Genomic DNA, 20,040 nt, shown 5'->3' on the forward strand with positions numbered 1-20,040 from the left:
CGGGAAAAATTGAGTATCATCTACAGAGTATAAGCCGGGATTTTTTCCAGTTTCCAAATATCAGCATTATATTCCTCGATGGTGCGATCAGCAGAAAACTTACCGCTTGCAGCAGTGTTGAGAATACTCATACGAGTCCAACGTTCTTGATCGCGATAAGCTTCCGCAACCCGGCGCTGACTATCGATATAGCTCCGAAAGTCGGCAACTGTCATCCATGGATCCTGCGGGCTACGCAGTGAATTCAGAATAGGATTGAAGATCCCTGGCTCAAACTGATTGAAATGACCGCATTCAAGCAAATGCATCACCCGTTGTAGCTCTTCATCACCAGCAATAACCCCATTAGGATTATAGTGCTGGCGTGCCGCTTCCACCTCTTCAGCCGTTAGTCCAAATAAGAAGAAATTTTTATCACCCACCTCCTCACGAATCTCGATATTAGCACCATCTAGCGTACCAATAGTAATGGCACCATTCATCATGAATTTCATGTTACCGGTACCAGACGCTTCCTTACCAGCGGTAGAGATTTGCTCTGAAAGATCGGCTCCAGGGCAAATAATTTCCATTATTGAAACCCCATAGTTAGGCATAAAGAAGATTTTGAGGGCACCATCCGTTTTCGGGTCATTATTGACTACATTTGCAACATTATTAATTAATTTAATAATTAATTTTGCCATCCAGTAACCAGGGGCTGCCTTTCCACTGATCAGCATGTAACGAGGAACCCAGTTTTCCATGTCCCCTCGCTTGATCCGATCATAGAGATGAATGATATGCAGGATATTCAACAACTGTCGCTTATATTCATGAATACGTTTTACTTGCACATCAAATAAAAAATGAGCGCTGGCTTGAATACCCTGTTGGACCTGAAGAGCGAGCAGCCGTTTCTTGTTTTCATGTTTGATGCTATGCCATCGAGCACAGAACTCTGGATTTTCCGCATAGAGAGAGAGCCGGCGAAGTTGACTTAAATCAGTAATCCATTCCTCTCCAATGGTCTCAGTAATTAAACCTGCTAAATCAGGATTGCATTTCGCCAACCAGCGTCGAGGAGTCACCCCATTAGTCTTATTATTAAATTTATGCGGCCAAAGTTGATAAAAATCATAAAATAATCCGTGCTTAAGTAAATGGGTATGCAAGGCAGCAACCCCATTGACCGAGAAGCTGGCAACGATGGCAAGATGGGCCATACGCACCTGCGGGTTCTCTCCTTCCTCTATAATAGACATCCGCGCCTGCAACGCAGTATCTCCCGGCCAACAACGCGCAACCTCAGTTAAGAAACGAGCATTGATTTCATAAATAATTTCTAAAAGGCGTGGCAACAGAGAGCCAAACATACTCACTGGCCATTTCTCCAGAGCTTCCGGCAGCAGCGTATGATTAGTATAGGCTACGGTGCGACTTGTAATTTCCCAGGCGTCGTCCCACCCTAGTCCATGCCCATCCATTAGCAATCGCATCAATTCCGGCACCATGCAAGTAGGATGGGTATCATTAAGCTGGAAGCAGTTTTTCTCTGCAAATTGGCTAAAATCCTCGCCACGACGCCGCACCCAATCGCGCAGAATATCCTGTAAACTTGCTGAAGCCAGAAAATACTGCTGGCGCAGACGGGTTTCCTTACCGAGCTCCATCGCATCGTTAGGATAGAGTACCATGGTAATATTTTCGGCGGCATTTTTTGCTGCGACGGATTCTGGATATCTTCCAGCATTAAATTCTCCTAGATCGAAAACATCAGTCGCCTCAGCTTTCCATAACCGTAAGGTATTGACCGTATCATTACGATATCCCGGAATAGGAATATCGTAGGGCACCGCAAGTACATCATGGGTGTCGACCCAACACATGCGCCAGCCTCCGCAGCCATCATCCATATATTCAGTATGGCCACCATATTTGACTCTTTGCGTATATTCCGGTCTTTCTAACTCCCAGGGGTTCCCATCCCGAAGCCAGCGGTCGGGCTCTTCTACCTGATACCCATTGTCAAATTCTTGCCGGAACATGCCGTACTCATAACGCAAGCCGTATCCCATAACGGGAAGCTGCAAAGTTGCGCAGCTGTCCAGAAAGCAAGCAGCCAAACGTCCCAAGCCTCCATTGCCCAAACCGGCATCATGCTCTAACTCTGCCAATCCCTCCAAATTTAAGCCATACTCCTGCAAAGCAGCGCTCAACTCATCCTCAAGCTCTAAGTTAAGCGTGGCATTGCTCAGGGAGCGTCCTAACAGATATTCCATGGAGAAATAATATACCCAAGGACAGCGGCTCTCATCATAAGCGCGCTTAGTATTTTTCCAACGTTCCATCAATCGATCACGAACGGTGAGCACCAGCGCAAAATACAAATAATGCTTCGATACGCAGCTTTCGTCACGCCCCAGAAAGCGGCCGAAATAGCCCTTGTAATCTTCGGCTAAACTCTTCCTGTCCATCCCCAGCGGCGGCAACCCTATGAGCTTGGATAGGGATATCGTGTTATAAAGGTACCGTTTTGACATGGAATATTATCGCCCTTGGGGGTTAGTTAAGCATGACATCGACTACACCGGCCTTCCCTATTCACCGGTTGATAACCAATATCCCACCACCAACCTAGCACCCGTTACTTTTAAATATAAGTAGGGAAAGGTAGGCTTAAAAAAGGTTATTCGTTTCCAATTGCCTTTACACTCAAACGGACTCGGCCTTGTTTATCTACTTCTAAAACCTTAACACGAATGACATCACCTTCGGATAACTTATCGCTCACGTTCTTTACCCGCTCGGCTGAAATCTGCGAGATATGGAGCAAGCCGTCTTTGCCAGGCAGGATGGTGACAAAGGCTCCAAAATCCATCAGCCGGGAGACCCGCCCTTCATAGATTTTACCCACTTCCACATCAGAAACGATCTCTTCCACCCGGCGCTTAGCTTCTTGACCATCCGCCTTATCTGCGGAAAAAATCTTCACCGTTCCATCATCCACAATATCAATCGTAGTACCCGTTTCCTCGGTAAGCGCCCGAATGGTTGCGCCCCCTTTACCAATTACATCACGAATTTTTTCTGGATTAATTTTGAACACAATCATGCGTGGAGCATATTCGGACATCTCTTGACGTGGGGTAGAAATAATCTCATTCATTTTCTGGAGGATATAAAAACGGCCTTCACGCGCCTGGGACAGAGCTGTCCGCATGATTTCCTCGGTAATACCGTCAATTTTAATGTCCATCTGCAAGGCCGTGATTCCTTTCTCTGTACCCGCTACCTTAAAATCCATATCACCAAGATGATCCTCATCGCCGAGGATATCACTCAAAACAGCGAAGCGATCCTTCTCCTTGATGAGTCCCATGGCAATGCCCGCAACCGGCGCCTTAATAGGAACCCCCGCATCCATTAGGGAAAGGCTGGTGCCACACACTGTTGCCATGGAGCTAGAACCGTTAGATTCGGTAATCTCAGAAACCACCCGAATGACATAGGGGAAACTTTCCTCATCCGGAACCACTCCATTCAAACTGCGCTTAGCTAGGCGGCCGTGGCCGATTTCCCGGCGCTTAGGAGAACCAACGAAACCCGTTTCTCCGACACAATAGGGAGGGAAGTTATAGTGCAGCATAAAACGCTCCCGGCGCTCCCCTTCAATAGCATCAATCACTTGAGCATCACGTTCAGTGCCCAAAGTTGTTGCCACCAAGGATTGAGTCTCGCCGCGGGTGAAGAGAGCTGAACCATGAGTCCGAGGTAACAGTCCAGTGGAAATATTAATAGGCCGAATAGCCGTAGCATCACGGCCATCGATACGTTCCCCTCCAGATAGAATCTGCTCACGCACTAAGCGCTTTTCCAAAGCGCCAATGGCCTCTAGCACCTGCTCTCGACTCCACCGAGAATTCTCCTCGGGTACCAGGCTTTCAACAATGGAATTCCGTAATTCCGCCAAGCTAGCCTGCCGCTCTTGTTTCGAACGTATCTGATAGGCTTCTTGCGCGCGGGCCTCTCCAACTTCCTGGACAGCCGATTTCAAATCTTCTTCTTCAATGGGAGGTTTCCAATCCCAAGCAGGTTTTCCAGCTTCCTCCGCTAGTTCTCGAATAGCCTGGATTACCACTTGCATTTCTTGGTGAGCAAACATGACGGATCCCAGCATGATTTCCTCAGGCAGTTCTTGAGCCTCGGACTCAACCATCAACACCGCCTTTTCCGTTCCCGCAACTACCAAATCAAGCGCTGATTTTTCCATCTGGCCCAGCGTTGGATTGAGCACATACTGGCCGTCAATATAGCCGACCCGGGCTGCCGCAATGGGCGTAGTAAAAGGGATTCCAGAAAGCGCCAAGGCGGCGGAAGCACCAATGAGGGAAGGAATATCAGGATCATTTTCACTATCTGAGGAGATAACCGTTGCAATTACTTGCACCTCATTAATGAAATTTTTAGGGAATAAGGGCCTCAGTGGACGATCAATTAGCCGGGAAGTCAGCGTTTCCTTTTCAGTGGGCCTTCCTTCACGCTTAAAAAAACCTCCTGGAATTTTACCAGCAGCATAGGTTCTTTCCTGATAATTGACTGTCAATGGAAAAAAATCACGCCCCTCAGCCGCTTCTTTCATTCCCACTACCGTCACCAACACAACTGTTTCACCATAGCGGACAACAACAGCTCCGCTAGCCTGGCGCGCAATACAACCGGTCTCAAGAACTAAGGAGCGATCACCGTACTCGATTACCTTTTTAATGGGGGTCACATTTATTTCCTTACACTAAATAGCTGGGAAAGAGGGATAACCAACCGCTCCGCAGCCTCACCCATAAAAAGCGGCTCAGCTACGATAGCGATGCATAGATTCTGATCGTTTGGAGAGTAGCTAGCGGCGCAATCCAAGCTTGTTAATTAAAGTACGATAACGATCTAAATCTTTTTTCTTCAAGTAGTCCAATAGCTTACGACGTTGCCCCACAGCCCGCAGCAACCCCTGGCGCGAATGATGATCATGGGTGTGTTGCTTAAAATGACCGGACAGCTGAGTGATGCGTTCCGAAAGCAGGGCGACCTGCACTTCCGGTGAACCCGTGTCATTAACAGAGCATTGATGTTCCTTGATAACTTGTACTTTTCTTTCACTGCTTAAGGACATATTTTCATTCCCCATTCTGGCTTTTAGCTGATACCGGCTGGCTACCTGATAGATTTTCAATTTTACTCATAAATAAGATCCCCTAACAATAATGAGTCACCAAAAAAACCTCTAACCCCTATAAATTAACCGCTCTGACTGAAAATCAAACGGCGCGGAGCAATACGTCCATCCTCCGTAATCCGCCCTACTCCAAAAAATCCCTTGCCACACTCTATTAAACGAACCCAGCCTTCGCTTGGAGCTTGCGGAACCCGTACCGATTGCCCCTGCCGCAGATAGTAGGCTAAATCGGCGATTAGATTTACTGCAGGCCAATCCGCCAAAATTTGCCCTACGGGTAACAGCAAATTTCCGAGTGCCTCAACATTCGTCTCGGCTAGCATTTCCAGCTCCTCCAGAGAGATCATATCCGAAGCACCAAAAGAACCGACTTGGGTACGGCGCAGCGCTATAACATGGGCGCCGCATCCTAGCGCCCGACCGATGTCTTCAGCCAAGGTACGAATATAAGTTCCCTTAGAGCAAAAGACCTCAAACCCTAGCTCATTATTAACTAATTCCGTCAATTTAATGGTATGGATAGTCACCTGGCGAGATTTGCGCTCCACTTCAATTCCTTGGCGGGCAAGTTTATAGAGCCGCTGGCCCTGGTGTTTAATCGCCGAATACATGGGAGGCACTTGCTCTTGCGGGCCAGAGAAGCCGGACAAAAATTTCGCCACCTCGTCCCTATCTAACTCGTTGACAGGATGGGTTTCTAGCACCTCGCCATCAGCGTCCCCAGTGGTAGTCACTACGCCGAGACGGCACATCACCTGATAACGCTTATCGGCTTCTAGCAAAAACCCCGACAGTTTAGTTGCCTCCCCCAAACAAATTGGCAACAATCCATTTGCAAGAGGGTCTAGACTGCCTGTATGTCCTGCTTTTCGGGCTTGGTAAATCTGCTTAACTCGCTGCAGAGCACCATTAGAGCTGATGCCTACGGGTTTATCCAATAGGAGCATTCCGTGAATATCCTGGCCTTGAAAGCGGCGTTGTTTCTTCATCCTTGTATTACGTTCTTGAGCACTAACTAAAGGGAGAGGGGATTATTCGGTTGAATTGTCTGATTCACCGTCTGTTTCTTTCTGAACCGCTTTATCAATAAGCGCACTTAGGCGCCTACCACGCTCGATGGAGTCATCATAAACAAATTGCAATCGTGGGATAACTCGTAACTCCACTCGCTGACTTAAACCATGCTGGAGAAATCCGGCCGCCTTATTTAAAACCGCTAGCTGCTCCTGAGTATCTTCCTCTTTCCCTAGAAAAGTAACGTAGGCTTTAGCCTGTCTAAGGTCCGGTGATACCCTCACATGAGAAACGGTAACTAGCTTTACTCGAGGATCCTTTAGCTCCTCCTGGAACAGGCGAGCCAATTCTCTTTGCAATAGCTCACCCACCCGGCGAGCGCGAGAAAATTCTTGACTCATATCCTTTCGTTATAAAGCGGGCTCTTTTCTTACTCTTTCATAAACTTCAATCTGGTCCCCCACTTTAACGTCCTTATAATCCTTGACGCCAATACCACATTCGGTGCCTGCCCGAACCTCCTGGACATCATCTTTAAAGCGACGCAAGGATTCTAGCTGGCCTTCAAAAACGACAATGTTATCGCGCAGTACACGGATAGGATTATTGCGACGCACGCTACCCTCAATCACCAAGCAGCCCGCAATAGCTCCCAGCTTAGGTGAGCGAAATACGTCATCTACCCGGGCCAAGCCAATGATTTCTTCCCGGTACTCAGGGTCTAGTATACCGATTAAAGCCCCTTTTATTTCATCAATAGCATTATAGATTACACTATAATAGTGTAAATCAATCCCTTTTTCAGCAATCAGACGGCGTGCCGCCGCATCCGCTCGAACGTTAAAACCGATAATCACGGCGTTAGAAGCAACCGCTAAATTAACATCTGTCTCATTAATACCCCCGACACCCGCAGCGACAACCTTAACCCTCGCCTTATCAGTAGAAAGTTTAGTCAAGGAATCGGAAAGAGCTTCAGCGGATCCTTGCACATCGGCCTTAATTACGAGATTAAGCGCTCTAATTTCTCCTTCTTCCATCTCATTGAACATATTCTCAAGCTTGGCAGACTGCTGCCGCGCCAGCTTAACTTCCCGTTCTTTAGCTTGACGATGCCCAGCAATTTCCCGCGCTCTACGCTCATCCGGCACCACCACCGCCTCATCGCCCGCATTGGGTGTCCCCGACAAACCTAGAATTTCTACCGGTGTTGATGGTCCCGCTTCTATTATCTCTTGACCTCTTTCGGTAAGCATGGCCCGAACCCGACCGGTTTCCACCCCACTGAGAAGAATGTCGCCCTTACGTAAAGTACCACTTTGCACTAATATTGTAGCTACCGGACCGCGCCCCTTATCCAACCGGGATTCGATAACAACACCGCGAGCAGGCCCTTCAGCAGATACCTTAATCTCCATTACTTCAGCCTGAAGCAAGATAGCTTCAATTAGATCATCAATTCCCTCCCCAGTCTTAGCTGAGACATTGACAAACTGAGTATCCCCTCCCCACTCCTCGGTAATCACATCGTGATTAGCAAGCTCTTGCTTGACCCTATCTGGATCGGCATCAGGACGGTCAATCTTATTAACCGCCACAACAAGTGGCGCGCCTGCTGCACGAGCATGCTGAATAGCTTCCACAGTCTGTGGCATAGCGCCATCATCTGCGGCAACCACCAAAATAACAATATCGGTGACTTTAGCCCCCCGTGCGCGCATCGCAGTAAAAGCTGCATGGCCTGGAGTATCAATAAAAGTAATCTCACCTTTATCCGAACGCACCTTATAGGCGCCAATATGTTGGGTAATGCCTCCTGCCTCAGACGTGGCAACCTTAGCTCGCCGGATATAATCGAGCAGCGAGGTTTTGCCATGATCCACATGGCCCATAATAGTAACCACTGCAGCCCGTGAAACCTGCCTACTTACTTCCTGTTCAGCTTGGACCAACTCTAACTCAAGCGTATTTTCTTGTAAGCGCTTAGGCTTATGACCCATTTCCTCCACGACGATGGTCGCCGTATCTTGATCTAAAACCTGATTGATAGTTGCCATAATACCCAATTTCATTAGCGCTTTAATCACTTCAGCCGCCTTCACCGACATTTTTTGAGCTAACTCGGCAACAGTCATCGTCTCGGGAATAGAGACATCATGCACGATAGGCGCCGTTGGTCTTTCGAATCCATGCTTAGCTGCGGGTGCCGCTTTTTGGGGCCGAAATTTTTTACGTTTACTGGTACCGGCCTTGCCAGGAGCTATGTGTAACTCTTTGCGGCCAAACTTAGTTCCCCGTTGTTTTTGCTCAGATTCCCTATCCTCGGAGCGAAACCGAGGTTTCGCCTTCCGGCTAGCAGGCTTTTCCGTTCTAGCTGGTTCCAACCCGTTCTTTGGTTTTTTTTCCACATCAAGACGGCGCTTAACCTGAGCTTCGGCCTGGCGCTTGGCTTCCTCCTCAGCGGCCTGGCGCTTGGCTTCCTCCTCAGCGGCCTGGCGCTTGGCTTCCTCCTCAGCGGCCTGGCGCTTGGCTTCCTCCTCCGCTATAAGCCGCGCTTCCCGTTCTTGTTGCGCCTGAACTCCTGCCTGCGCCTCTTCTTCCTCTCGCTGGCGTTCCGCTAAACGCTCTTGCTCTAGTATCGCGCTGCGCTTAATGTAGGTACGCTTTTTACGCACTTCAACATTGACTGTCTTAGAACGCCCTCCCCCCGCATTCACTTGAATCTCGCTATGACTCCGACGATTTAGAGTAATTCTTTTAGGCGTTGCAATCTCTACGCTAGCGCCATGGCTATGCCTCAAGTACCTCAACAGCTGCAACTTTTGCGCTTCTGTAATCGCCGCATCCTCCCGGTCGACCCCAATGCCCGCTTCGCGTAGCTGCTCAAGCAAGCGACCGACAGGAGTGCCGACCACATCGGCTAGCTGCCGTACGGTTACCTCACTCATTGCCGCTCCTCCGTTTCTTCATCCTGTTTCTCGCTAACAAACCAGGACTCTCGTGCTGCCATAATGAGACGAGCAGCTTTCTCTCTGTTCATCCCCTCGATCTCCATGAGTTCATCCACCGCCTGCTCCGCCAAATTTTCTTTAGTTACAATACCTTTGCTGGCCAGTGCAGAGGCTAATCCATGGTCAATCTCTTCCATGTCCAATAATTCCTGGTCTAGCTGTACGGTCTCAATAGTCTCTTCATTAGCAATTGCTCGAGTAAGAAGAACGTCACGGGCTCGATTACGTAGTTCCTGAACGATTTGGGAGTCAAACTCCTCTATAGCAAGAATCTCTTGTTCCGGCACATAGGCCATTTCTTCGATACTAGAAAAACCTTCATGTACTAGGATAGCCGCCACTTCCTCATCCACATCTAACTGTTCCATAAACATCTGCTGGAGCGACTTTGCTTCGCTTTCACCTTTTTCTTCTGCTTCTTGTTCCGTCATTACATTCAACTCCCAGCCGGTCAGCTGGCTAGCCAAACGTATGTTCTGCCCTCCACGGCCAATAGCTTGAGAGAGATTCCCCTCGGCCACAGCAACGTCCATGCTATGGCGCTCCTCATCAACCACAATAGAGGCGACCTCTGCTGGCGCCATAGCATTAATTACAAAGCGCGCAGGATCTTCGTCCCAAAGCACGATGTCCACTCGCTCACCAGCAAGCTCATTCGACACAGCTTGAACTCTAGAACCCCGCATGCCCACGCAGGCTCCTACCGGATCAATACGAGTTTCATTGGTTTTTACGGCAATTTTAGCCCGAAGGCCTGGATCCCGAGCAGCACCCTTAACTTCAATACGATTCTCGTTGATTTCAGGAACCTCTAACTTGAACAACTCAATGAGAAGCTCCGGGGCAGTCCTGCTAATAACTAGTTGAGGCCCTCGCCCTTCAGCTCGTACTTCCTTAAGATAGCCTCGCAATCGATCTCCTGGCCGGACTGCCTCACGAGGTATCATCTCTTCTTGAGGAACAATACCCTCGGCATTGTCTCCAAGATCCAGAATAATGTTGCCACGATCCATGCGTTTAACCACCCCCATGACCATCTCTTTAATCCGGCCCCGGTAGGCTGCAACAACCTTAGCCCGTTCCGCCTCCCGCACCTTTTGAACAATCACTTGTTTAGCGGTTTGAGCAGCAATACGCCCAAATGCTATCGACTCCATGGGTTCTTTCACAAAGCCACTCACTTCGGCGTTAGGATCCCGTTTGCACGCTTCGCTCAAATGCATCTGGCGCTCTGGCGCATCCAATTCTGCCTCATCCTCGATAACTTCCCAAGACCGAAAGGATTGGTAATCGCCCGTTGTTCGATCAATGACGACCTGCACTGCAATATCCTCTTGATAACGCTTGCGAGTCGCCATCGCCAGAGCCGCCTCAATCGCCTGGAAAATGACTTCCTTGTTTACGCCTTTTTCATTGGAAACAGCGTCTACTACCATCAGAATTTCTTTGTTCATTGCCGCCCTCAAGCTAGCTCCGTCCTCAACATTCTGGTACTAACCGCGCTTTTTTAATGCCTTCTAGTGGCAATTCAAACTCCTCTCCAGCCACTAAAATAACCACGCGATCACCACGAATTCCCCGCAGTAAGCCTTTAAATTCGCGGCGCCCGTTTAGCGGTTTGCTCAGAGTGATAGATGCCTCCACTCCCGTAAAACGCTTGAAGTGCTCTTCCGTAAATAATGGCCTATTCAGCCCAGGGGAAGAAATTTCAAGAGTATACGCTGACGCCATTAACTCCTCTACATCTAGTAGGGCACTAATTTGATGGCTTGCTCGCTCACAGTCGTCTATCGTTATTCCAGATGGAGTATCAATATATATACGCAAAAGAGCCCCTTTGCCTACCGATGATAAGCGCTCTACACCTACCAATTCATAGCCAAGAGCGGCCACCACTGGTTCTACTAATTCGCTAATTCGTCTATCGCCCCACATACTGACAGAAATAAAAAAAGGGCCAATGGCCCAATTTTAATAATAACACCCTTCAAGGTTAGCGAGCGCCATATACGACAAAACCCCGATTTCGGGGTTTATCGTTTAAAACTTGGTAGCGGGGGCAGGATTTGAACCTGCGACCTTCGGGTTATGAGCCCGACGAGCTGCCAGACTGCTCCACCCCGCATCTGTAACCTCGATATTTCTATATGATATCTAATAGAGAAAGCGCTTTCAAGCTATATTAAGTGGATGCTAAAAACCGTGTTAAGCAAAAAAGCTGAATTGATAGTTACATCCTTTAACTTTGGGGTTTCACCATGACTAATTTCAATTTTGTTCCTACAAAATCTTATCAGCCTGGAGAATTCGCGCTTCAATGGGTGCCTTGGGCTGGCCATGACTTAGCGCGCAAGGCCCTCAGTTTGGTATCACCCTCCACGCGCATTACTTTCCTTCCTACTGAGGGTAGGTCGCGCTTGTGGCAACGGGAAAATCATAGCGCGAATTCATGGCAAAACGCAAGTAACCTGGCCCTCGCGCTCGACGCGCCGTTGCACTTTTCGCCTGTCTGCAGCAGACAGGCGGACACGCACAGGCAGGCAACCTCGCTAGGGGGTCATTAAACATCCATGCTTAATTCCAATGAAAACATCTGTTGAACAGCTCATTAAACAAACATCAGAACTCCTGGAACGCCTTGAAAATTTGCTGCCGGCTCAGGCACCAGAGCCCGAGTGGGAGCGCTCGGTTGCCTTCCGCTGGCGCCGCATCCACCCACGGGATCCTGGCCACTTAGAAGCGGTTCCCCATACCCATAACATTCAATTGAACGAACTCCGTGGTATTGAAACGCAAAAGCGGCAAATCGTTCAGAACACCACTCAATTCCTCTCTGGCTTACCAGCTAACAACATCCTTCTCTGGGGCGCCCGCGGCACCGGCAAATCCTCGCTGATTAAAGCATTGCTCAATGCCTTCTCCAGCCAAGGCCTGCGTCTTATCGAGGTCGATCGGCACGAATTGCTAAACCTGCCTGATATTGTCGCGCTTACTTCCCATCGCCCGGAACGCTTTATTCTATTCTGCGATGACCTCTCTTTTGATGCTAACGATCCTAGTTATAGAGCACTTAAGGTCGTACTCGATGGTTCCGTTAGCGCCACACCAGAAAATGTCCTAGTCTATGCTACCTCTAACCGCCGCCACTTATTGCCCGAGTACATGGAAGAAAACCAACAAAGCCAGTTAGTAAAAGGGGAAATTCATCCCAGCGAAGCGACGGAGGAAAAAATCGCGCTTTCTGATCGATTTGGTCTCTGGTTATCCTTCTACCCTTTTGATCAGCAAAGCTATATCGAGATCGTCAGAGCCTGGCTCGATTATTATGGCGTCACTCCTGAACTAAGGGAACAGGCCACCGAGGCTGCCCTCCAATGGGCTTTGCTGAGAGGCTCCCGTAGTGGCCGTACCGCATGGCAATTTGCTCGTGATTTCGCCGGCCGTCACAAATTCAGCAATGCTCCTTAAGCCCTCTCCTCCAAGGTTTTGGAGATTGGCCGCAATCGCCTATACTAAGGTGCTCAAAGTAAAAGCTTCAATATGACAAATCCTAATCTCGATCGGCTTCAGCCTTATCCCTTCCAGCGCCTGGCCCAGCTGATAAGGGAAATCATTCCGCCACCTTCAAAGCCTCCCCTTGCGCTTTCTATCGGCGAGCCCAAGCACGCTACGCCTAACTTTATCGTCGAAACACTCGTCAGTCACTTACACGGCTTAGCCACCTATCCCACCACCCGGGGAATAGCAGGCTTTCGAGAAGCCATTGCTGCCTGGTTAACACAACGATTTCATTTGCCTACTGGGGCAGCTGATCCTGAACGGCATATCCTCCCTGTCAATGGAACCCGCGAAGCCCTATTCGCCATTGCTCACTGCGTAATCGATTCTAGCCGAGCCCCTTTAGTAGTCATGCCCAACCCCTTTTATCAAATCTATGAAGGGGCCGCTTTGCTGGCCGGTGCTCAACCCTATTATATTAACTGTACTGCCGAAAACCGTTTTATCCCTGATTATCGGGCTGTACCTCAGCAGGTGTGGCAACGCTGCCAGCTGCTTTATCTTTGCTCTCCTGGCAACCCCACCGGCGCGGTCTTAGATCTGGAAACACTCGCCGCCCTTATTGAGCTGGCCCAGCGTTTTGACTTTATTATCGCTGCGGATGAGTGCTATTCCGAAATATACTTAGATGAAAGCAATCCTCCACCGGGTCTATTGCAAGCCGCCATCCACATTGGCTTAGATGATTTTCGCCGCTGCTTAGTATTTCACAGCCTCTCCAAGCGCTCTAATGGACCTGGACTACGCTCCGGTTTTGTCGCTGGCGATGCTCACCTCATCGAACAATTCTTGCGCTACCGCACCTATCATGGCTGCGCTATGCCCCCCGCAACGCAAGCCGCCAGCATGGCTGCCTGGAATGATGAGCGCCATGTGATAGAAAATCGCCACCGCTACCGAGAAAAATTCGCTGCAGTTCTCGAAATCCTAGGCTCTGAAATTTCCTGCTCGCTACCCAAGGCAAGTTTTTATTTATGGCCGGAAACTCCGATTCCCGACACTGATTTTGCCCAGCAGCTATATCAGCGAGAAAATATTTTGACTCTTCCCGGACGTTTTCTCGCCCGGGAGGCCCACGGCACCAACCCCGGAGAGCAGCGAATCCGCTTGGCTCTCGTCGCACCCCTAGAGGAATGTGTTGAAGCCGCGTGGCGGATCAAAAATTTTGTAAATGCCCTGTAAAATTATACTAATGGAGTAAGGTAATGAATGATTCTCAAGCAATTATTGAAGAAGCTTTTGAGCGCCGCGCTGAAATTAGCCCTCGCAAAGCAGAAACCCTGGTCAAGGATGCGGTGGAAGAAGCATTACACCTGCTTGATACGGGCGAAGCCAGGGTAGCAGAAAAACAAAATGGCGAGTGGATAGTCAATGAGTGGCTTAAAAAAGCCGTTCTTCTCTCGTTCCGATTATCGGACAACGTTTTTATAAAGGGGGGTTATACCAACTATTTTGATAAAGTTCCTTCCAAGTATGCTGATTACAGCTCACGGGACTTCCGCCAGGATGAAGTTCGCATCGTGCCCCCAGCTTCCGTGCGTAAAGGCGCTTTTATTGCGCCCAGCGTCGTGCTAATGCCCTCTTACGTCAATATCGGCGCCTATGTGGACCGGGGAACCATGGTAGACACTTGGGCCACTGTGGGCTCCTGCGCCCAAATTGGAAAAAATGTCCATCTTTCTGGAGGCGTGGGTATTGGCGGGGTATTAGAGCCCCTACAAGCCAAACCCACCATTATCGAAGATAACTGCTTTATTGGCGCCCGCTCTGAAATCGTGGAAGGGGTCATTGTAGAGGAAGGTTCAGTGATTTCCATGGGCGTATTCATTGGCCAAAGCACCCGAATTTATCATCGGGAAACGGGTACCATCAGCTACGGTCGTGTCCCCGCCGGCTCAGTGGTTGTACCAGGCAATCTACCTTCTCAAGACGGTAAATATAGTCTTTATTGCGCCATTATTGTCAAACAGGTCGACGAAAGAACCCGTAGCAAGGTCGGGATCAATGAACTCCTGCGGAATATATAAATTTCTAAGACCTTTCCCTTTAGCAGCTACGGAAACTTTATGTCGGCTACCCTAGAATTAGCAAAAAGGCTGATCGCTTGCGCCTCGATCACCCCCCGTGATGCCGGCTGCCAGGGACTACTAGCCCAACGTCTCCTAGCCCTTGGTTTCCAGGGTGAGCAGATGAATTTCGGGGAAGTGGATAATATCTGGCTGCGGCGAGGCCAAAAACCACCGCTTTTTGTTTTCGCCGGTCATACCGATGTCGTCCCCCCAGGACCACCCGACAAATGGCTGACTGATCCCTTTACGCCTGAGGTTCGTAATGGCCTGCTTTATGGCCGCGGCGCCGCTGATATGAAAGGTAGCCTTGCTGCCATGGTGACCGCCTGTGAGCACTTTATTAACGTCCATTCAGACCACGCCGGGTCCATCGCTTTTCTACTCACCAGTGATGAAGAAGGTCCGGCAATCAATGGCACTATTAAAGTAGTAGAAACGCTACAAGCCCGAGGCGAAAAAATCGATTACTGCCTGGTAGGAGAACCCACTAGCCAGAAACAAGTTGGAGATATGATCAAAAATGGCCGCCGGGGTTCGCTGGGTGGCCGTCTAATTGTACGTGGAATTCAAGGGCATGTGGCTTACCCTCACTTGGCCGATAACCCCATACATAGTCTAGCACCGGCGCTAGCCGTTCTATGCGCTCAAACATGGGATCAGGGCAATAAAGATTTTCCCCCCACTACCTTTCAAATCTCAAATATTCAAGGGGGAACGGGAGCAACGAATGTCATTCCAGGGGAGGTGGAAATCCTGTTTAATTTCCGCTATTCCACGGAAGTTACCCACCAGCAGCTACAACAGCAGATGGAGGAAATATTATCCCAACAACGCTTGAACTATGAATTAGAGTGGACCCTCTCTGGCAAACCTTTCCTCACCGCGCCAGGAAGTTTGATGACGGCGGTTTCTCAAGCAGTACGGGGCATCACCGGGATTGATGCAGAATTTTCTACAACTGGCGGTACCTCGGATGGAAGGTTTATCGCTCCCACCGGGGCCCAGGTCGTGGAACTTGGCCCTGTCAACGCCACCATTCACAAAGTCAACGAATGCGTTGCTGTAGCAGATCTGGAGATACTATCCCGAATCTACAGCCGCATATTAGAAATATTACTTACAGAATAGAATCTCGCGGAAATTAAACAGGCCACTTCTCAGAGTAGAGATTATTCCCTGTGCCCCTTCTCAGGAATTCCTAATATCCCCGCGTGGAAGGCCTCGATTTCCAACAATAAGTCGTTTCGACAAACATCCCCCTGGAGAAACAAAGCCGGCACCCTGCCACCGAAACGTCGCTGTAGACATTGGACAATAGGTTCCATCTCCACACCCTGACGTAAGTAAACTTTCAGCAAACTCAATTCATCGAGCGATTGGATCTCTAATCCATGCAGACGCCGCGCATTATCCGCCAGCGATTGCAAGTTACTGAGCGTTTCATCAAGCTGGGCTAGCGGGTTGCCCACATGTCGAGTTTCATGTCCAACGATGCTAGCCGTCCCAGAAATATAGAGGTGGGCCTCAGCACCCCAAGGTTTTAATGTAGCGCGGGAGAAAGATGGACTGCGGGGAGCATAATAGGATGGGTAGCGGAAGGCGCTCACTTGGCGCGGATTTTCTAGCCGAAAGCCAGGCTCGAGTGCTGCTAGAAAATAAATTAGCGTTCGGGAAGTACGGGTTCCCATAGCGGTGGCTGCCACTAGATGACGCTCAAAATCCGGAGTCGTCTCTAGGATTCGATGCCGCCCTAAGCAAAAGGCCCGGTAGCGCTCTAGCCCATCTTCCTCCCGGTGAATATCCGATAGATAGTTCCATGTCCGCAATAAATAAGGATAACCTAGGCGCTTCTGACAGGCTAAAATAGCCCGATAGGCATCATAAGTGGCTTGTTCCATCCCTGGAACCCGACCTCCTTCAAATTGTAAGCAGCCAAATAACACCGCATCGGTCCGGCTATACCAGACTTCTCCCGCATAGCCTGTTTCCGGAGGATAGGGAACACGCCAAACTTCCAGGGTAGAGTCGCCACCTAGCTCTGGCAATCCTACGGTTACCAAACATGGCTCCTTGAGCTCATTCTCTCGATCGAAAGAAATAAGCGCCAAGAGATCCTCTTCGTTCAAGAGGGTTTGAAGATGAGCCGCATTCTCGTACCTTACCTGAAACGGGGTATCAAGCCAGCCAGATACCCGTTGCCGGCGGTTATTTTCCATGAACGCCCTGGACCCCAATCCCAGACCAGCTACCAAGCCGCCCGGGCGGCTCTCACGGCAACCCCTGACTCGATACTGGCCCCCAAATCATGAAGCACCGTCTCCAAAGCCCCCAAAAAGATCAGTACATTGCGCGGATTAGAGCCATAACCCATCAGACCAACACGCCAAAGTTTTCCCGCCATTTCACCTAAACCCGCCCCAATTTCCAAGCCATATTCTTGCAGCAGCCGGGCGCGCACTGCAGCATCGTCAACACCCGCCGGGATAGTGATTGCATTGAGCTGGGGAAGTCGCTCCTTTTCCTTGACTGCAAGCTGTAATCCCATTGCTTCAATACCCGCCCGCAGGGCTTGATGATTACGCTGATGGCGCTCCCAAGCATTTTCCAAACCTTCTTCCTGCAAAACAACCAACGCCTCATGGAGTCCATAAAGAGCATTAATAGGCGCGGTGTGGTGATAAGCACGCTTGCCATCCCCTCCCCAATAACCCATTACCAGACTCAAATCGAGAAACCAACTCTGTACTTTGGTTTGTCGAGCCCGAATTCGCTCAATAGCCCGCTCGTTAAAACTTACTGGCGATAATCCGGGGGTACAGGAAAGACATTTCTGGCTCCCGGAATAAATGGCATCGATGCCCCACTCATCTACCTTCACGGGACTACCCCCAAGCGATGTCACCGTATCCACTATCGTTAAGCAACCGTGGCGACGCGCTATTTCCACGAGCGTCTTCGCATCGGAACAAGCGCCGGTAGAAGTTTCCGCATGGACAAAAGCCACTACCTTAGTATCTGGATGAGATTTAAGAGTTTCTTCAAGCTTATTGGGATCTACAGCTGCACCCCAAGTATCCTCCACGAGGACAGGGATCGCGCCACAACGCTCGGCATTTTCCTTCATCCGCCCACCAAATACGCCATTTTGGCAAATGATAACCTTATCGCCCGGCTCCAGCAGATTCACAAAACAGATTTCCATCCCCGCACTGCCTGGCGCGGAAACAGGGAAAGTCAGTTCGTTTTTGGTTTGAAAAGCATATTGCAGGAGAGTCTTCATTTCATCCATCATGGCAATAAAGACTGGATCTAAGTGGCCTATCGTTGGCCGGGACATGGCCTCAAGAATACGGGGATTCACATCGGACGGGCCCGGTCCCATAAGAATACGGGCGGGAGGATGAAAGGAAGTAATAGACATGGGTTCTCCTCTAGAAAATAATGGTTATTACGAATTTGGGTCAGGCTAGCAGTATCCCAGCAGAACGGATAATGAGTGGCCACTTACTCGTCCCCTCTTAAAATACCGGAGAGTCGCTTCGGTGAAAAAACAGTTTAATTCCCCTGCCTCAAAAATTATCCTGCTCTCTACCTGGTAACAAGGCTCAATAGTCTACCGAGGATGGTGAGAAATACCAAGTTAGCCCCAGCTCCTCACTCAAATGCCCCCCAGTGAGAGTGCCTGCCTGTGCGTGTCCACACGCAGACAGGTAGGAATAAAATCGAAATCAGTCATGGCGGAACTCCAAATATAATAGCGTGGCCTCAATCCCAGAGTTCAGAACAAGGCGGAAAAAGCCGCCTGCTTTTTCCGCCTTGACTTACAAATCCCCCTACCAACTACGCCCGACTGAAATCGGAAGCTTATAACTCTATACCCCCAGTCCTTAAGTTAAGATCAACCCATGCCATTATTGGTCATCATAAGTGGCTCCGCTGATATAACCGCTAACCCGTTGGGCTAATTGACCCATCTGTGTAGGAGGTTGTTATTGCACGACAGCCCCATTGTATTAGCGTTAGCCTGGTAACCAAGTTGCTTTTCGATGTGGCTGGTCGCTCGCAGACAGCCTAAAAGTGACAGTATTTTTTGCGCAAACTGTTTGCCGCGATAGGGCGTCTCAGGACAATTTTATTTTGCCAAATACCCAACAATTGCGCTTCCTTCTCTGATTTTACCTGGAAGAAGCGCCGGCAGAAATCTGCAAAACTTTTTGCGAGGTGTCTCCTGGGCCAGAAAAACGGCTAATTATTTCTATCCCGCAATCGTTGAATGCCTGGCCAATGCATGTAATGCTTGGCGTGTACGCAAAGGTAGCCATGTGTAGCCTAGGGAGAGGCGATTCTTGAATTCAGCAGATAGAGGATATTCGATGAACAAACTTTCCAAGGTCACCGAGGCGGTGCGCTGCCATGCAAATGGAGCCTGGCTTCTGGCTCTTTTGACTGGTGCGCCGGGCAGCCTAGGGGCGGCACTGATAACACCCACCGATCTGGACGGGCTAGCGCTCGGTGCAATGATCGCCGGGCCGGTTGGACCCGAAGTTGAGACGACCTTTGTCGATACCACAGGCAACGGCATTGGCGATCTGAGTAGCAGCGTATCCTGTCCGTCGGGTTTTGCATCCTGTGTCCCGTCGACCAATCCGCCGGGCGCCCTCTATACCTATCAACACGCGATCACTCCCGGGATCGACTTGCCTAACGATCCACCGTTTCCCTCCCCCAGTACAGTCCTCGCCTTCGACGGCGCTGATCGATTCAGCCTGGGATTTCCCGCAGCTGGATTTGTCGGTATCGCCGGCTACAGCTTCTCCGATGCCGATTCGGTGCTGGTAGCAGGGACAAGTATTATAATTGAATATCTGCCCGACAATCGCTTAGAGTGGCGGTTGAGCCCGGGTGCTGGTTGGGATACTGGCGAGACTATCCGCTTCTTCTGGCAGACCACCCAGCCGCCAAGTGGCCCGGGAGGCCAATACACCTTAGGCTCAACCATGACCGGCACCGCAGCCGGCCCGCAGCCAATCCCGATCGCTACCGTCCCCTCGCCCGCGACTTTCGGGTTACTAGCAAGCGGACTATTGGGTATGTTCGGTATTTATTGGAGAGCACCGAAACCTATAAAGCGCACGGAGCGGTAAAAACCCTCAGGGTTGCAATCTAACTAATCGCTACG

At 49.8% G+C, this 20,040-nt stretch carries 15 protein-coding genes and 1 tRNA gene; 5 read left to right on the forward strand and 11 right to left on the reverse strand.

From position 1 onward, the window contains the following. Window positions 1–20: 20 nt before the first annotated feature. The 9 genes from NOC_RS11315 to NOC_RS11355 all read right to left on the reverse strand — a co-directional run bounded on the left by NOC_RS11315 (window position 21) and on the right by NOC_RS11355 (window position 11,359). Window positions 21–2,522 carry a glycogen/starch/alpha-glucan phosphorylase gene (locus NOC_RS11315; RefSeq protein WP_002809313.1) on the reverse strand — a complete coding sequence of 834 codons (2,502 nt, stop codon included), beginning with the start codon at window positions 2,520–2,522 and terminating at the stop codon, window positions 21–23. Between the two features lie 146 nt (window positions 2,523–2,668). Then, window positions 2,669–4,756 carry a polyribonucleotide nucleotidyltransferase gene (gene pnp / locus NOC_RS11320; RefSeq protein ID WP_002809232.1) on the reverse strand — a complete coding sequence of 696 codons (2,088 nt, stop codon included), beginning with the start codon at window positions 4,754–4,756 and terminating at the stop codon, window positions 2,669–2,671. Window positions 4,757–4,876: 120 nt separating this feature from the next. Then, complete coding sequence (gene rpsO / locus NOC_RS11325; RefSeq protein ID WP_011330864.1) at window positions 4,877–5,146, reverse strand: 30S ribosomal protein S15; 270 nt, start codon at window positions 5,144–5,146, stop codon at window positions 4,877–4,879. A gap of 125 nt (window positions 5,147–5,271) precedes the next feature. Then, complete coding sequence (truB, locus tag NOC_RS11330; RefSeq protein WP_011330865.1) at window positions 5,272–6,198, reverse strand: tRNA pseudouridine(55) synthase TruB; 927 nt, start codon at window positions 6,196–6,198, stop codon at window positions 5,272–5,274. A 42-nt stretch (window positions 6,199–6,240) separates the two neighbouring features. Then, on the reverse strand, window positions 6,241–6,624 hold the full coding sequence (rbfA, locus tag NOC_RS11335; protein ID WP_002809595.1) for a 30S ribosome-binding factor RbfA: 384 nt from the start codon (window positions 6,622–6,624) through the stop codon (window positions 6,241–6,243). A 9-nt stretch (window positions 6,625–6,633) separates the two neighbouring features. After that, on the reverse strand, window positions 6,634–9,171 hold the full coding sequence (gene infB / locus NOC_RS11340; RefSeq protein ID WP_011330866.1) for a translation initiation factor IF-2: 2,538 nt from the start codon (window positions 9,169–9,171) through the stop codon (window positions 6,634–6,636). Beyond that, entirely contained in the window at window positions 9,168–10,688 is a 1,521-nt protein-coding gene (gene nusA, locus NOC_RS11345; RefSeq protein ID WP_011330867.1) for a transcription termination factor NusA, read from the reverse strand. The genes infB and nusA overlap by 4 nt, the downstream gene beginning before the upstream one ends. Window positions 10,689–10,713: 25 nt before the next feature. Then, on the reverse strand, window positions 10,714–11,169 hold the full coding sequence (gene rimP, locus NOC_RS11350; protein WP_002811433.1) for a ribosome maturation factor RimP: 456 nt from the start codon (window positions 11,167–11,169) through the stop codon (window positions 10,714–10,716). A 113-nt stretch (window positions 11,170–11,282) separates the two neighbouring features. Beyond that, window positions 11,283–11,359 (reverse strand) — tRNA-Met (locus NOC_RS11355). A 458-nt stretch (window positions 11,360–11,817) separates the two neighbouring features. Here NOC_RS11355 and NOC_RS11360 point away from each other — a divergent pair. The 4 genes from NOC_RS11360 to dapE all read left to right on the forward strand — a co-directional run bounded on the left by NOC_RS11360 (window position 11,818) and on the right by dapE (window position 15,989). Further along, on the forward strand, window positions 11,818–12,702 hold the full coding sequence (locus tag NOC_RS11360) for an ATP-binding protein (protein WP_011330868.1): 885 nt from the start codon (window positions 11,818–11,820) through the stop codon (window positions 12,700–12,702). A gap of 72 nt (window positions 12,703–12,774) precedes the next feature. After that, on the forward strand, window positions 12,775–13,974 hold the full coding sequence (gene dapC, locus NOC_RS11365; protein ID WP_002808767.1) for a succinyldiaminopimelate transaminase: 1,200 nt from the start codon (window positions 12,775–12,777) through the stop codon (window positions 13,972–13,974). Between the two features lie 23 nt (window positions 13,975–13,997). Beyond that, window positions 13,998–14,819 carry a 2,3,4,5-tetrahydropyridine-2,6-dicarboxylate N-succinyltransferase gene (dapD, locus tag NOC_RS11370; protein WP_002811322.1) on the forward strand — a complete coding sequence of 274 codons (822 nt, stop codon included), beginning with the start codon at window positions 13,998–14,000 and terminating at the stop codon, window positions 14,817–14,819. A 39-nt stretch (window positions 14,820–14,858) separates the two neighbouring features. Next, window positions 14,859–15,989 carry a succinyl-diaminopimelate desuccinylase gene (gene dapE, locus NOC_RS11375; RefSeq protein ID WP_002810525.1) on the forward strand — a complete coding sequence of 377 codons (1,131 nt, stop codon included), beginning with the start codon at window positions 14,859–14,861 and terminating at the stop codon, window positions 15,987–15,989. Between the two features lie 41 nt (window positions 15,990–16,030). On the opposite strand, the gene NOC_RS11380 is transcribed toward dapE, so the two are convergent. Continuing rightward, complete coding sequence (locus NOC_RS11380; RefSeq protein WP_002808601.1) at window positions 16,031–17,077, reverse strand: hypothetical protein; 1,047 nt, start codon at window positions 17,075–17,077, stop codon at window positions 16,031–16,033. Between the two features lie 29 nt (window positions 17,078–17,106). After that, on the reverse strand, window positions 17,107–18,282 hold the full coding sequence (locus tag NOC_RS11385; RefSeq protein WP_002811598.1) for a pyridoxal-phosphate-dependent aminotransferase family protein: 1,176 nt from the start codon (window positions 18,280–18,282) through the stop codon (window positions 17,107–17,109). A 952-nt stretch (window positions 18,283–19,234) separates the two neighbouring features. Here NOC_RS11385 and NOC_RS11390 point away from each other — a divergent pair. Then, complete coding sequence (locus tag NOC_RS11390) at window positions 19,235–20,005, forward strand: hypothetical protein (protein WP_002811191.1); 771 nt, start codon at window positions 19,235–19,237, stop codon at window positions 20,003–20,005. Window positions 20,006–20,040 lie beyond the last annotated feature (35 nt).

The sequence above is a fragment of the Nitrosococcus oceani ATCC 19707 genome, from assembly GCF_000012805.1.
GTDB lineage: Bacteria > Pseudomonadota > Gammaproteobacteria > Nitrosococcales > Nitrosococcaceae > Nitrosococcus > Nitrosococcus oceani.

What these genes read in the sequence shown, in the direction of transcription:
- NOC_RS11315 (WP_002809313.1), bottom strand. Translation starts at nt 2,522, where the DNA reads ATGTCAAAACGGTACCTTTATAACACGATATCCCTATCCAAGCTCATA.
- rpsO (WP_011330864.1), bottom strand. Translation starts at nt 5,146, where the DNA reads ATGTCCTTAAGCAGTGAAAGAAAAGTACAAGTTATCAAGGAACATCAA.
- truB (WP_011330865.1), bottom strand. Translation starts at nt 6,198, where the DNA reads ATGAAGAAACAACGCCGCTTTCAAGGCCAGGATATTCACGGAATGCTC.
- rbfA (WP_002809595.1), bottom strand. Translation starts at nt 6,624, where the DNA reads ATGAGTCAAGAATTTTCTCGCGCTCGCCGGGTGGGTGAGCTATTGCAA.
- infB (WP_011330866.1), bottom strand. Translation starts at nt 9,171, where the DNA reads ATGAGTGAGGTAACCGTACGGCAGCTAGCCGATGTGGTCGGCACTCCT.
- nusA (WP_011330867.1), bottom strand. Translation starts at nt 10,688, where the DNA reads ATGAACAAAGAAATTCTGATGGTAGTAGACGCTGTTTCCAATGAAAAA.
- rimP (WP_002811433.1), bottom strand. Translation starts at nt 11,169, where the DNA reads ATGTGGGGCGATAGACGAATTAGCGAATTAGTAGAACCAGTGGTGGCC.
- NOC_RS11360 (WP_011330868.1), top strand. Translation starts at nt 11,818, where the DNA reads ATGAAAACATCTGTTGAACAGCTCATTAAACAAACATCAGAACTCCTG.
- dapC (WP_002808767.1), top strand. Translation starts at nt 12,775, where the DNA reads ATGACAAATCCTAATCTCGATCGGCTTCAGCCTTATCCCTTCCAGCGC.
- dapD (WP_002811322.1), top strand. Translation starts at nt 13,998, where the DNA reads ATGAATGATTCTCAAGCAATTATTGAAGAAGCTTTTGAGCGCCGCGCT.
- dapE (WP_002810525.1), top strand. Translation starts at nt 14,859, where the DNA reads ATGTCGGCTACCCTAGAATTAGCAAAAAGGCTGATCGCTTGCGCCTCG.
- NOC_RS11380 (WP_002808601.1), bottom strand. Translation starts at nt 17,077, where the DNA reads ATGGAAAATAACCGCCGGCAACGGGTATCTGGCTGGCTTGATACCCCG.
- NOC_RS11385 (WP_002811598.1), bottom strand. Translation starts at nt 18,282, where the DNA reads ATGTCTATTACTTCCTTTCATCCTCCCGCCCGTATTCTTATGGGACCG.
- NOC_RS11390 (WP_002811191.1), top strand. Translation starts at nt 19,235, where the DNA reads ATGAACAAACTTTCCAAGGTCACCGAGGCGGTGCGCTGCCATGCAAAT.